The following is a 13,142-nucleotide window of genomic DNA, read 5'->3' as shown; positions in this document are numbered from 1 at the left end:
GATTTCGCTTGCGCTCCATCCGGGCTAGGGGGTGACGCATCACTCCCCGTTCGACTCCCCATTCGCCCCGTTTCCGCTCTCGGCCTCTTCCGTGATGTGCTCGACCGAGACGACGTGTTCGTCCTCCGCGGTGTCGAACACGATCACGCCCTGGGTCGAGCGGCCGGCGACGCGGATGCCTTCGACCGGGCAGCGGATCAGCTGGCCCTTGTCGGTAACCAGCATGATTTGATCAGCATCCTCCACGGGGAACGACGCAACGAGGTTGCCGTTGCGGTTGTTGACGCTCATGGCGACGATGCCTTTGCCGCCGCGGCCCGTGGTGCGGTACTCGTAGGACGACGTCCGCTTGCCGTAGCCGTTGACGGAGACGGTCAGCACGACCTGTTCCTGCGCTGACATCTCGACGTAGCGCTCCTGGGCGAGTTGGAAGCTGCCGGAGGTCTCCTCGGCCTCGGCGTCCGCCGCCGGCTCCTCGGCCGCAGCTTCGCCGGCGACCGCACGACGCATCTTCAGGTACGCCGAGCGCTCGTCGGACGTCGTCTCGACGTGGCGCAGGATCGCCAGCGAGATCACCTTGTCGCCCTCGGCAAGCGCAATGCCGCGCACGCCCATCGAGGTGCGGCCGGTGAACACGCGCACGTCGGTCACGGGGAAGCGGATGCACTGGCCGCCGGCGCCGGTCAAAAGCACGTCGTCGTGCTCGGTGCAGATCTGCACGTCGACGATCGCTTCGTTGTCGTCGAGCTTCATCGCGATGATGCCGGAGCGGCGGACATCGACGAAGTCGGACAGCTTGTTGCGCCGGACGTTGCCGCCTGTCGTGGCGAACATCACGTCGAGATTGCCCCAGGTGGACTCGTCCTCCGGCAGCGGCATGATGGTGGTGATGCGCTCGCCCTGCTCCAGCGGCAGGATGTTGATCAGCGCCTTGCCGCGCGCATTCGGCGCGGCCATCGGCAGGCGCCAGACTTTGATCTTGTAGACCTGTCCGCGCGAGGAGAAGAACAGCATCGGAGTATGCGTGGACGCCACGAACAGCCGGCTGACAAAATCCTCATCGCGGGTCTGCATGCCGGCGCGGCCTTTGCCGCCGCGGCGCTGGGCCCGGTAGGCCGACAGCGGCACGCGCTTGACGTAGCCGGCGTGCGAGACGGTGACGACCATGTCCTCGCGCTGGATCAGGTCCTCGTCCTCGACCTCACCTTCCTGCTCGATGATGACGGTGCGGCGCGGGGTTGCGAACTCGGCCTTCACTTCGGCGAGCTCGGACTTGATGATGCCCAGCACGCGGTCGCGCGAGCGCAGGATGTCGAGATAGTCGGCGATCTCGCCGGCGAGCTTGTCGAGCTCCTCGCGGATTTCGTCGCGGCCGAGTGCGGTGAGGCGTTGCAGGCGCAGATCGAGAATGGCCCTCGCCTGCTCCATCGACAGCCGGATCGTGCCGTTCTCGCTGATGCGGTGGCGCGGATCGTCGATCAGCGTCAGCATGTCTTCGACGTCCCGGGCCGGCCAGTCGCGCGACATCAGGGTGTCGCGGGCGGTGGTCGGGTCGGGCGAGGTCCGGATGACGCGGATCATCTCGTCGATATTGGCGACTGCGATGGCGAGACCGACCAAAACATGGGCGCGATCTCGGGCCTTGGCGAGCAGGAACTTGGTGCGCCGCGTGACGACCCGCTCGCGAAAGTCGACGAAGATCGCCAGCAGGTCCTTCAGGTGCATGACCCGTGGACGGCCGCTGTCGAGCGCCACCATGTTGACGCCGAAGCTCGTCTGCAGCGGCGTGAACCTGTAGAGCTGATTGAGCACCACGTCCGGCACGGCGTCGCGCTTCAATTCGATGACGACGCGGTAGCCGTCGCGATCGGATTCATCGCGCAGGTCGCCGATGCCCTCGATCTTCTTTTCCTTGACCAGCTCGGCGATGCGCTCGACCATCGTCGCCTTGTTCACCTGGTAGGGAATCTCGGTGATGATGATCGCCTCGCGCTCCTTGCGGATGGTCTCGATCGCGACCTTGCCGCGCATCATGACCGAGCCGCGGCCGAGGTGATAGGCGGCGCGGATGCCCTGCCGTCCGAGGATGACGCCGCCGGTCGGGAAGTCCGGTCCCGGCACGATGTTGATGAGCTCGTCGATGGTGAGCGCGGGGTTGTCGATCAGCGCGACGCAGGCGTCGATGACCTCGCCGAGATTGTGCGGCGGGATGTTGGTCGCCATGCCGACCGCGATGCCGCCGGCGCCGTTGACGAGAAGGTTCGGGAACTTGGCTGGCAAGACCGACGGTTCGGTCTCGTTGTTGTCGTAGTTCGGCTGGAAGTCGACCGTGTCCTTGTCGATGTCGGCCAGCAGAGCCAGCGCCGCCTTCGTCAATCGGGCTTCGGTATAACGATAGGCAGCCGGGGGATCGCCGTCGACCGAGCCGAAATTGCCCTGGCCGTCGATCAGCGGCACGCGCATGGAGAAGTCCTGCGCCATCCGGACCATGGCGTCGTAGATCGACTGGTCGCCATGCGGATGATATTTACCGATGACGTCACCGACCACGCGGGCGGACTTGACGTACTTCTTGTCCGGCGTGTGCCCCTGCTCGTTCATCGAGTACAGGATGCGGCGATGCACCGGCTTCAGGCCATCGCGGGCGTCAGGCAGCGCCCGCGCCACGATCACGCTCATGGCGTAGTCGAGATAGGACTTCTTCATCTCCTCGAAGATGGAGACGGGGCGAATATCCGAGGGTTGCGCCGGCTGGTCGCCGGGCTTGTCGTCGTCGTCAGCCAAGGGGAAATCCGGTGAGGTTTTATCTGGGAATCATATAGCGCATCGAGCCTCTGATAACCACCCTCGCGGCGTTCTGGGAAGCGCTTTTTCCGCCTATTTTTCCAACAACTTAAGCCCTTGCGAGCGGTGTCTCGGACAGCACTCGCATCGGCCTTGCAAAATCGCCGCTCACGCGTGGAAAACCGCGCGGTGAGCTTGCCGCGTCGGCGCGTTTGCCAAGCCGCAATCCGAGCTCACCCCAAACATGAAGCGGGCCCGGAAATGCCGAGCCCGTCCTGTCGATTAGTGGGATGTTCTGACATGAGATGAGAAGCGCCGCCCATCCGGCCGGCGCGTCCGCATCAGGCGCCGCGTTCTTGGAGCGGAATCGCTCAGAACGGGATATCGTCGTCCATGTCGCTGTTGCGGCCACCGCCGCCGGCGGCAACAGGGCGCCGCGGCGCGCTGCTGACCGGACCGGAGGAGCCGAAATCGCCGCCCGGCTCGTCGCCGAAGCTGCCGCCTCCGCCACCGCCGCTACGACCGTCCAGCATCGTCAAGGTCGAGTTGAACCCCTGGAGCACGACTTCGGTCGAGTACTTTTCGACACCGCTCTGGTCGGTCCATTTGCGGGTCTGGAGCGCACCCTCGACGTAAATCTTGGCGCCCTTCTTCAGATACTGTTCGGCGACCTTGCAGAGCCCTTCATTGAAGATCACGACGCGGTGCCACTCGGTCTTTTCCTTGCGCTCGCCAGTCGCCTTGTCGCGCCACGTCTCCGAGGTCGCGACGCTCAGATTGGCGATCGGCCGCCCGTCCTGGGTGCGGCGGATTTCAGGATCCTTGCCGAGATTTCCAACCAGAATGACCTTGTTGACGCTTCCCGCCATCTCCGCTCTCCGCTCCGAATGCCACTGAATTCAAGAAGGCCGGTCCGCTCCCGCGTTCCGCCGTGCCTGTTGAGGCGACCCTATACGCTCGCCGAACACTTGCGGACGACGATCAGGCCGTCACCCCTCCGGTTATCCCCACATATAGCATCGACCTCCGGTTCGTTCCAGATTTGTTCTTGGCGAAGACAGATCTGAAGGCGTGGGATCGATCGGCCACATGTGTTGCGGAAAGGCACACGTCGATTGGAACCTTTGTAGGTTCCCAAAAATGGAAGAAAGAACTTAACATTCAGCAAGTTATGGGTACTCGCACTGCCCCGGTCTTGTTGCATTTGGGAGACGGACTCTGCCGCTCCGTAGAGCTACGGTTGCCTCGGACTTAGTTCATATGGGCCCTCGCGCCTGATCAGCCGCTTCGGGGACATAAGAAGCGGACGAAACCTGGGGAGACTGGCAATGAATAAGCTTCTTATTTGTGCAATCGGTGCAGTGGCGATGGGCTTGTCGGCTCCCGCAAGCGCGGCGGACATGGCCGCGCGTCCCTACACCAAAGCCCCGCCGCCGGCGGTTGCCGCCATCTACGACTGGAGCGGCTTCTACATCGGCATCAACGGCGGCGGTGGCTCCAGCCACAAGTGCTGGGACTTCGTCACGCCCGCGACCGGCGTTCTCGTCGGCGAAGGCTGTCACAATGCAACAGGGGGCACCGTCGGCGGCCAGATCGGCTATCGCTGGCAGTCCGCCAATTGGGTGTTCGGTCTGGAAGGCCAGGGCAACTGGGCTGACTTCCGGGGCGACAACGTGAGCACCCTCTTCCCTGGTACCGCTTTGGTGACGGGTGATCGCAACCGTTCCCGCATCGACGCTTTCGGTCTCATCACCGGTCAGGTCGGTTACGCCTGGAACAACGTGCTGCTTTACGTGAAGGGCGGCGCCGCCGTCGTCGGTGACAAGTACGACATCTACGCTGCTGCGGGTACGCCCGGCGCGGGCGCGCTGTTGGCTTCGGCCCGGGAGACTCGCTGGGGTGGCACGGTCGGGGCCGGTCTGGAATTCGGCTTCGCCCCGAACTGGTCGCTGGGCTTTGAGTACGACCACATCTTCCTTGGCGATCGCACGATCGGCTTCACAACGCCCGCGGGTGCGGTATTCGGCAGCGACCGGATTCGCCAGGACGTAGACATGGGCCTGGTCCGCTTGAACTATCGCTGGGGCGGTCCGGCCATCGCAAGGTACTGATCGCGCTGGACATATCGCACTTCGAAGGCCGGCCTTGCGCCGGCCTTTTGCTGTGCAGTCCTCCGATATTAATCGGTCAATAACCGTTCCGTTTTCCGACCGTTGTTGCTTTTGAGTGACACAACTTGCGGCTTCACTGGTGTAAGTACGGCATCAGTTGGGCAAGTGAGTCCGATGCCCTTCCCTATCTTGGAAGGCACAATCAGAAACTGGGACTGGGATTAGTTGAAAATGAAAAAGGTTTTGTTGGCTTCGGCCTGTTTGTTCGCTCTCGCTGCCCCGGCTTCGGCCGCTGATCTCGCGGCGCGCCCCTACACCAAGGCCCCCGTGGCCATGGCTTCGGTCTACAACTGGACCGGCTTCTACCTCGGTATCGTCGGTGGCGGCGCTTGGGAAAATTCCTCGACCGACCCGAAGATGAAGGGCGGCTTCGTCGGCGGTACTGCCGGCTACAACTGGCAGACCGGCAATGTCGTGCTCGGCGTCGAGGCCGATGGTTCCTGGGCTGATGTCAGCGCGTCGGTCACCGGCCCCGTTGCCGTCCCCGGCTTCGGCCTCGTCAGCACCACCCTCAGCTCCAAAACCGATGCGATGGGAACCGTGCGCGGCCGCATCGGCTACGCCGTCAACAACGTCCTGTTCTACGGCACCGGTGGTTACGCCTGGATCGACAACAAGCTCAGCGTCAGCGCGCTCGGCGTGACCGTTTCCGACAGCAAGTGGCACTCCGGCTGGACCGTCGGTGCGGGCGTCGAAGCGTTCTTCGCTCCGCAGTGGTCGGTCAAGGGCGAGTACCTCTTTCGCAGCCTCGGCGGCGAGACCTACTTCTCGGGCGCCCTGCCCTCCGGCACGCTCGAGTTTCACACCGTGCAGGTCGGCGTGAACTATCACTTCGGGGGCCCGGTGGTCGCCAAGTACTGAGTTCAGTACTTAGCCCCAACGCCATCCGCGTTACGAAAGGCCGGCCTTGTGCCGGCCTTTTTGTTTTGTCGGGCACGTTGCCGCGCAGTTCCACCCTGCTCCTGCCAGATGCCGCCAGTGCGCCAACAATCCGTTGACGATTCGCAAGTCCCACTGGAAATCCGTCTCCGTTCTTCCTACGTTCGCTGACAACCCCATCGGCGCCGATCCCGGTTCCGGGCGAAGCGCGCCTTTTTTGTTGGCGCGATCGCGCGCCTTTGGGATTCCTTGAGGGCAACCCGGATGGATGAAGTGATCAAGGCGAAGCGCCAACAGCAGAACGTGGGATCAAACCTGCGCGCAATTACCATCCGTGGCGCGCGCGAGCACAATCTCAAGAACGTCGATGTCGAGATTCCCCGCGACAAGCTGGTGGTGTTCACGGGGCTGTCGGGCTCCGGCAAATCCTCGCTCGCGTTCGACACCATCTACGCCGAAGGCCAGCGCCGCTACGTCGAATCGCTGTCTGCCTACGCCCGCCAGTTCCTGGAGATGATGCAGAAGCCCGACGTCGACCAGATCGACGGCCTGTCGCCGGCGATCTCGATCGAGCAGAAGACGACGTCGAAGAACCCGCGCTCCACCGTCGGCACGGTGACCGAAATCTACGACTACATGCGCCTGCTGTGGGCGCGCGTCGGCGTGCCCTATTCGCCCGCCACCGGCCTGCCGATCGAGAGCCAGATCGTCTCGCAGATGGTCGATCGCGTGCTGGCGCTGCCCGAGGGCTCGCGCCTCTATCTGCTCGCGCCGGTCGTGCGCGGCCGCAAGGGCGAGTACCGCAAAGAGCTTGCCGAATGGCTCAAGAAGGGCTTTCAGCGCGTCAAGATCGACGGCGCCTTCCACGAGCTCGCCGAAGCCCCTGTTCTCGACAAGAAATTCCCGCACGACATCGACGTCGTCGTCGATCGCATCGTGGTGCGCCCCGACATCGGCCAGCGCCTCGCCGAAAGTTTCGAGACCGCGCTGAAACTTGCCGAGGGCCTCGCCGTCATCGAATTCGCGGATGCGCCGGCTGCGGCAGCACTCGCGGAAGAGAAGAAGAAGACCGCAAAGATCCACGACAAGAGCGGACCCGAGCGCATGCTGTTCTCGGAAAAGTTCGCCTGCCCGGTGTCCGGCTTCACCATCCCCGAGATCGAGCCCCGGCTGTTCTCGTTCAACAACCCCTATGGCGCCTGTCCCGCGTGCGGCGGCCTCGGCGTCGAGCAGCATGTCGACGAAGACCTCGTCATTCCCGACAAGGAGCTCGCCATTGGCAAGGGCGCGATCGCGCCCTGGGCCAAGTCTTCGTCGCCCTATTACATTCAGACGCTGACTGCGCTCGGCAAGCACTACAAGTTCACGCTGACCACCAAATGGAAGGATCTGCCCAAGAAGACGCAGAACGCGATCCTCCATGGCTCCGGCGAGGACGAGATCAAGTTCTCCTACGAGGACGGCGTCCGCTCCTACGACACCAAGAAGCCGTTCGAGGGCGTCATCACCAACATCAACCGCCGCTATCGCGAGACCGAGAGCGAGTGGGCGCGCGAGGAGCTGGCGAAGTATTTCCACGACGTACCCTGCGAGGCGTGCCACGGTTTTCGGCTCAAGCCCGAGGCGCTCTGCGTCAACATCGGCGGCAAGCATATCGGCGACATCTCCGAGATGTCGGTGAAGGGCGCCGGCGCGTGGTTCGAGACCGTGCCGGAGGCGCTGAACACTCAGCAGAACGAGATCGCCGGCCGCATCCTCAAGGAGATCCGCGAGCGCCTTACCTTCCTGCTCGATGTCGGCCTCAACTACCTCACACTCTCCCGCTCCTCCGGCACGCTGTCCGGCGGCGAGAGCCAGCGCATCCGGCTGGCTTCGCAGATCGGCTCGGGCCTGACAGGCGTGCTCTACGTGCTCGACGAGCCCTCGATCGGCTTGCACCAGCGCGACAACGCGCGCCTGCTCGACACGCTCAAGAGACTTCGTGACCTCGGCAACACCGTGATCGTGGTCGAGCACGACGAGGACGCGATCCTGCTCGCCGACCACGTGCTCGACATCGGCCCCGGCGCCGGCATGCATGGCGGCAACATCATCGCCGAAGGCACGCCCGCCGAGATCATGCGCAACCCCAACTCGCTGACGGGCAAATATCTCACCGGCGAGCTCGAGGTCGAGGTGCCCGAGCGGCGCCCGCCGAACCATCGCCGCACCATCAAGGTGGTCAACGCGCGCGGCAATAACCTCAAGAACGTTACGGCCGAAATTCCGCTCGGCCTGTTCACCTGCGTCACCGGCGTCTCCGGCGGCGGCAAGTCGACGCTGCTGATCGACACGCTCTACAAGGCGATCGCCCGCAAGCTGAACAATGCCAGCGAAGGCGCCGCGCCGCACGACCGCATCGAGGGCCTCGAGCACATCGACAAGATCATCGACATCGACCAGTCGCCGATCGGTCGCACGCCGCGCTCCAACCCCGCGACCTATACCGGTGCCTTCACGCCGATCCGCGAATGGTTCGCCGGCCTGCCCGAGTCGAAAGCGCGCGGCTACGAGCCCGGCCGGTTCTCCTTCAACGTCAAGGGCGGCCGCTGCGAGGCCTGCCAGGGCGACGGCGTCATCAAGATCGAGATGCACTTCTTGCCCGACGTCTACGTCACCTGCGACGTCTGCAAGGGCAAGCGCTACAACCGCGAGACGCTGGAGGTCCTATTCAAGGGCAAGAGCATCGCCGACGTGCTCGACATGACCGTCGAGGAAGCGGCCGAGTTCTTCAAGGCGGTCCCACGTGTACGCGAGACGTTCCAGACGCTGCATCGCGTCGGCCTCGACTACATCCATGTCGGCCAGCAGGCCACGACGCTCTCGGGCGGCGAAGCCCAGCGCGTCAAGCTCGCAAAAGAGCTGTCAAAGCGCGCCACCGGCCGCACGCTCTACATCCTGGACGAGCCGACCACCGGGTTGCATTTCCACGACGTCAAGAAGCTGTTGGAGGTGCTGCACGAGCTGGTCGCGCAGGGCAACACGGTCGTCGTCATCGAGCACAATCTCGAAGTGATCAAGACCGCCGACTGGGTCATCGACCTCGGCCCCGAAGGCGGCGATGGCGGCGGCGAGATCGTCGCCTGGGGCCCGCCAGAGGACATCGCAAAAGCGCCGCGGAGCTATACGGGGAAGTTCCTGGCGCCGGTGCTGGCGAAGGCTCGGAAGCCGAAGCGGAGACGCGCGGCGAGCGAGGCGGCCGAGTAGGTTACGCCGCGGGAGCGGCCGACACATTGTCTGAGGGAGACTGAGTTTGCCTGCCGGACTTGTGCAAACCTATCGTGCGTTCGCCCACAATAATGCTTGGGCAAACCACCGGCTGCTCACCGCTTGCGCGGCGCTGTCTCAGGCCGACTTCGAAGCCGAGCGGACCGGCTTCTTTCCGAGCCTGCAACGCACGCTGAACCACATCCATGTCATCGACCTCTTCTATGTCGATGCACTGGAGGGCGGATGGCTAGGACCGGCGGCTTGGAAGAACGAGGTGCCGCACCCCTCCCTTGCCGCGTTGAAGGCTGCGCAGGCCGCGATCGACAAGCGCTTGATTGCCGTCTGCGATGGACTGACGCCCGAGATTCTCAACGGCATTGTGCGGATCAACCGCGACACGCGGGTCCAGACCGAACGCCGCGACCGACTGCTCATGCATCTGTTCCAGCATCAAATTCATCACCGCGGACAAGCGCACGCCATGCTGTCCGAAACGAGCGTCGCGCCGCCTCAGCTTGACGAGTTCTTCGCCGAGGGAGAGGCGCCGCTCAGGGCCACCGAATTCGACCAACTCGGATGGACCGAGGAAACCGTGTGGAAAGCCTAGCGGTGTAGCTTCGTCTCCATGCCCTACTCCCTCGCCATCTTTGATCTCGACGGCACGCTGGCCGACAGCTTTCCGTGGTTCCTGCGCACCATCAACGACGTCGCCGATCGCTTCGGCTTCCGCCGCGTCGCGGACGAGGATATCGAGGGGCTGCGGCATGCTTCTTCGCGGGAGATTCTGAGCCGGCTCGAGGTGCCGCTGTGGAAGCTGCCGGCGATCGCGCGGCATGCGCGGCGACTGAAGGCGGAGGCTGCAGCGGAGATTTCGCTGTTTGCGGGGGTCGAGACAATGCTGCGGACGCTGGCGGAGAGTGGCGTGCAGCTCGCGATGGTGACGTCGGACAGCGAAGCCAATGCGCGCGAGAAGCTCGGCGATTGCGCGACGCTGTTCGCCCATTTCGATTGCGCGGCCTCGCTTTTCGGCAAGCCCGCGAAGTTCCGACGGGTCATCCGCCGCGCCGGCGTGGAGCCGGGCAAGGTCATCTCGATCGGCGACGAAGTGCGCGACATCGAGGCGGCGCGGACAGTGGGAATTGCCTGCGGAGCGGTGGGCTGGGGTTATGCGGCGCCGGCGGCGCTGCGGGCGATGGCGCCGGATCACATGTTTGATCAGATGGATGAGATTGTATGGACGCTGTGCCCCGGTGCCGTAGCCCGGATGAGCGAAGCGATATCCGGGAACGCCGGTGGATGAGGAGAGCCCCGTCCCGCATGTCGCTCCGCTCACGCGGGCTACACGCCCCTACTCCGTCCTGCGCAAGAATGCCCCAAACGCGCGCGGGCCGTCGCCGGTCTTGACCTCGCCGATCAGCTTCAGCTCGACCGCATCGATGATATCGAGCGTGTTGCTTTCCCAGCAGGCGACGATAATGCGCTTGCCGTCGGCAGTCGCGGCAATGCCTTCGGGATAATCGCCGACATTGATGCGCTTGAGCGGCTTCAAGGTCGCCAGATCGAACACGCTGACAGTGCCGCCATACTGATCGGTGACGAAGCCGCGGCCCTGCGCCAGCGCCACCGCATAAGGGCGCATCCCGACCTGCACGCGGCCGGTCTCGGCCCCAGTGGCGATGTCGATCACGGAGACGTCGTTGGAGCCGACATTGGCGGTGTAGGCGCGCTTGCCCTCGGCATCGATGGTGACGCCGAACGGACGGGTGCCGACCTTGATGGTCGTCGTGCGCTGGCGCGTCGCGGTGTCGACCACCGACACACTGTCGTCGTCGCGGTCGGCCGAGAGCAGCAGCTTGCCATCCGGCGTTACCGCGAGCCCCGATGGCGAGGCGCCGACCGCAATGCTGGCCGTGACGCTGCGCGAGGCCGCGTCGATCACCCGCACCGCCGCCGCATACCAGTCCGCGACATAGACGGTGCGGCCATCCGGCGCGACGGCAATGCCGAGCGGCCCGCCGCCGACCTCGATCCGCGCCGCAACCTGCCGCGTTGCTGCGTCCACCACCGTCACGGCTTTGGCATCCGGGCTCGTGACATAGGCAAAACGTCCGTCCGCGCTGACGGCGACGCCGGCCGGCTTGCCGCCGATCGGGATGGTCGCGACGCTGCGCGCCGTGGCGAGGTCCACGACCATCAGATCGTCGCTGAGCTGGTTGGTGACGAATGCCTCTTCGGCGAACACATGCGCGATGCCGGCCAGGCAAAAGCTGGCGGCGAGCGCCGCCAGGACCAGCGCCCGCACCGTCAGCTTCCGCTCTCGATCTTCTTCTTGAGTGCCTCGAGGCCCGCCTGGTACAGCCCCTTCACCGCCTTGACCGCGGCCTCGTCACTCAGCTCCGGCGGCGGCTCGTTGTTGGGAAAGCCACGATAGAACGCGCCGGCCCATTCCAGCGTCGAGCCCTTGCCGTCAGCGCTCGGCGTCACCGTCAATGTCGAGGAATAATTGGTGACCGGCAGCACCTTCACGTCCACATTGGTGATCCGGTAGGAATAGCTCATCGCGGCGGCGTCAAACTTGTAGAGCTCCTCGTCGACGGTCGCGCCTCCCGTCAGCGTCAGCTTCCGCGTCGCGCCGATCTCGTTGCCCTTCTCGCCCTCGGTCTTGGTGACAGGTGGCAGCCAGCTCATGTCCTGGAAATTGCCCATTGCGGCCCACACCTTGGCCGGGGCGGCGTTGATCTCGATGGATTCGCGCACCTTCTGACGGGTCGGCCCGTGGGCCCAGGCCGATGTCGAAACCGGGCCAAACGCCGCCGTCAAAGCCACCGCGCCCGCGGCAATCAGCACCGCGGCCAGGACCGTGCGCCGTCCAATCGTCACCCTCATCTCGTTTCCTCATACGTGTCGTTGATCATGCGCGACTTGAAGCGCGCTGGAATCATGGTAGCGCATTTTGCGGCCGCGGGGAGACCCGTTCGTGGCCGCGTTGCGGCGGGGCCCGCGCGCCCCACAACCCCTTGCCGCCCCGGCGGGCAAAACACCAATAAGCGGGTCAATCACGGCGCTTAAAAATATTTCTCTTTATCCGCATTTCGGATTATCATATAAAGAGCCATCCCAACCCGGCCGAGGGGCGGATCGCGATCGTCACGAACGCGGGATGGGACGTGGTGGACGTGGGCCACACCCGGCGCGAAGGCTTCGCAGGGCGGGCAACCGTGAGCGAAAGTGTCGCGCACACGACCGGTGCAGCCTGCGTACGGCAAAATCGTGTGGTCCTGGCGCCCGGGGTCTGTGCGCCAAGTCTTGCGGTGATGCGTGCGGGCCGACCGGGCCGCAGCGTCAGCCATCCGCAAGGCGACGGGGGCAATAGTGCATCGCTCCCCGGGGAGATCACGACATAAGCCGTAAAACCACTGCGCAGGGAAGGCCGTGTGTTGGGCTTCACCTGTATGCCGCTGTGCAGCCTCTCGTAGCGCAACCTTCGCACAGTGGACCGTGGGTGCCAGCCGGCACCCGGCCTTCCCTGCGCCCTCGGCATTTTGGGGGCAAAGAATGCCGCAAAGCTCGGGCCGCACAGCCCGCGAGAATGCGAAACCGCGCGTATCACGTGAATAGCAATGCCAGATGACTTCGGGCTCTCGTGCCCCGGACGCGGCGCAGCGCCCCTTCGGCGATGCGCCGCAGAGCCGTGACCCATCCTGCGGCAGAATGCACGGCTTCTGGATCCCGGCTCAACGCCACACCGCCGTAAGCGCGTTTACGCGCGTCTTCGACGCGCTATGGCGCTGCGTCGCGTTCGGGACGAGAGCCATTCCGATCGATCTCTTGATCGGGACATATCCGGAACGCAACCCTCACGAAAGCTGTATCTGAGAAACATGCAGCAACAAAACCCGATATGCCTCGCGAGGGCAAACTTGAATCTGGGATCGCGGTCCGAAATGGCCTTGGAGAACCTGGCTCTGAGACAGTTTGCCGGCATAAGGCCCGCGCCCACCTCGCGACCCCGCAATGATTGACGGACGTCCGGGACCGTAAGAGCCGCGAGGAGTGCGC

At 64.4% G+C, this 13,142-nt stretch carries 9 protein-coding genes; 5 read left to right on the top strand and 4 right to left on the bottom strand.

Annotation, left to right across the window (positions count from 1 at the left end):
* Positions 1-39 precede the first annotated feature (39 nt).
* On the bottom strand, positions 40-2,784 hold the full coding sequence (gyrA, locus tag AC0L23_RS26680; RefSeq protein WP_085353167.1) for a DNA gyrase subunit A: 2,745 nt from the start codon (positions 2,782-2,784) through the stop codon (positions 40-42).
* Between the two features lie 371 nt (positions 2,785-3,155).
* Positions 3,156-3,653: a single-stranded DNA-binding protein gene (locus AC0L23_RS26675; protein ID WP_007590726.1), complete on the bottom strand. Its 498-nt coding sequence runs from the start codon at positions 3,651-3,653 to the stop codon at positions 3,156-3,158.
* Positions 3,654-4,112: 459 nt separating this feature from the next.
* On the opposite strand from AC0L23_RS26675, the gene AC0L23_RS26670 reads away from it, so the two are divergent.
* The 5 genes from AC0L23_RS26670 (at position 4,113) to AC0L23_RS26650 (ending at position 10,383) form a co-directional block, all read left to right on the top strand.
* Positions 4,113-4,895 carry an outer membrane protein gene (locus AC0L23_RS26670; protein WP_026233477.1) on the top strand — a complete coding sequence of 261 codons (783 nt, stop codon included), beginning with the start codon at positions 4,113-4,115 and terminating at the stop codon, positions 4,893-4,895.
* A 231-nt stretch (positions 4,896-5,126) separates the two neighbouring features.
* On the top strand, positions 5,127-5,816 hold the full coding sequence (locus AC0L23_RS26665) for an outer membrane protein (RefSeq protein ID WP_018457996.1): 690 nt from the start codon (positions 5,127-5,129) through the stop codon (positions 5,814-5,816).
* A 282-nt stretch (positions 5,817-6,098) separates the two neighbouring features.
* On the top strand, positions 6,099-9,080 hold the full coding sequence (gene uvrA / locus AC0L23_RS26660; protein WP_085384625.1) for an excinuclease ABC subunit UvrA: 2,982 nt from the start codon (positions 6,099-6,101) through the stop codon (positions 9,078-9,080).
* Between the two features lie 46 nt (positions 9,081-9,126).
* On the top strand, positions 9,127-9,690 hold the full coding sequence (locus AC0L23_RS26655; protein WP_085353170.1) for a DinB family protein: 564 nt from the start codon (positions 9,127-9,129) through the stop codon (positions 9,688-9,690).
* A gap of 18 nt (positions 9,691-9,708) precedes the next feature.
* Entirely contained in the window at positions 9,709-10,383 is a 675-nt protein-coding gene (locus AC0L23_RS26650) for an HAD-IA family hydrolase (protein WP_085353172.1), read from the top strand.
* 48 nt (positions 10,384-10,431) lie between these two features.
* On the opposite strand, the gene AC0L23_RS26645 is transcribed toward AC0L23_RS26650, so the two are convergent.
* Together AC0L23_RS26645 and AC0L23_RS26640 are read right to left on the bottom strand one after the other, a co-directional pair.
* Entirely contained in the window at positions 10,432-11,385 is a 954-nt protein-coding gene (locus tag AC0L23_RS26645) for a YVTN family beta-propeller repeat protein (protein WP_085353173.1), read from the bottom strand.
* A 2-nt stretch (positions 11,386-11,387) separates the two neighbouring features.
* Positions 11,388-11,969: an SRPBCC family protein gene (locus tag AC0L23_RS26640; protein ID WP_018458001.1), complete on the bottom strand. Its 582-nt coding sequence runs from the start codon at positions 11,967-11,969 to the stop codon at positions 11,388-11,390.
* Between the last annotated feature and the right edge of the window lie 1,173 nt (positions 11,970-13,142).

The organism is Bradyrhizobium sp. MI1.4, from assembly GCF_055811315.1.
This window is presented reverse-complemented; position numbering and strand designations above follow the sequence as displayed.

Excerpts from the sequence above, each read along its gene's own strand:
- AC0L23_RS26675 (WP_007590726.1), bottom strand. The coding sequence starts at position 3,653 with ATGGCGGGAAGCGTCAACAAGGTCATTCTGGTTGGAAATCTCGGCAAG.
- AC0L23_RS26670 (WP_026233477.1), top strand. The coding sequence starts at position 4,113 with ATGAATAAGCTTCTTATTTGTGCAATCGGTGCAGTGGCGATGGGCTTG.
- AC0L23_RS26665 (WP_018457996.1), top strand. The coding sequence starts at position 5,127 with ATGAAAAAGGTTTTGTTGGCTTCGGCCTGTTTGTTCGCTCTCGCTGCC.
- uvrA (WP_085384625.1), top strand. The coding sequence starts at position 6,099 with ATGGATGAAGTGATCAAGGCGAAGCGCCAACAGCAGAACGTGGGATCA.
- AC0L23_RS26650 (WP_085353172.1), top strand. The coding sequence starts at position 9,709 with ATGCCCTACTCCCTCGCCATCTTTGATCTCGACGGCACGCTGGCCGAC.
- AC0L23_RS26640 (WP_018458001.1), bottom strand. The coding sequence starts at position 11,969 with ATGAGGGTGACGATTGGACGGCGCACGGTCCTGGCCGCGGTGCTGATT.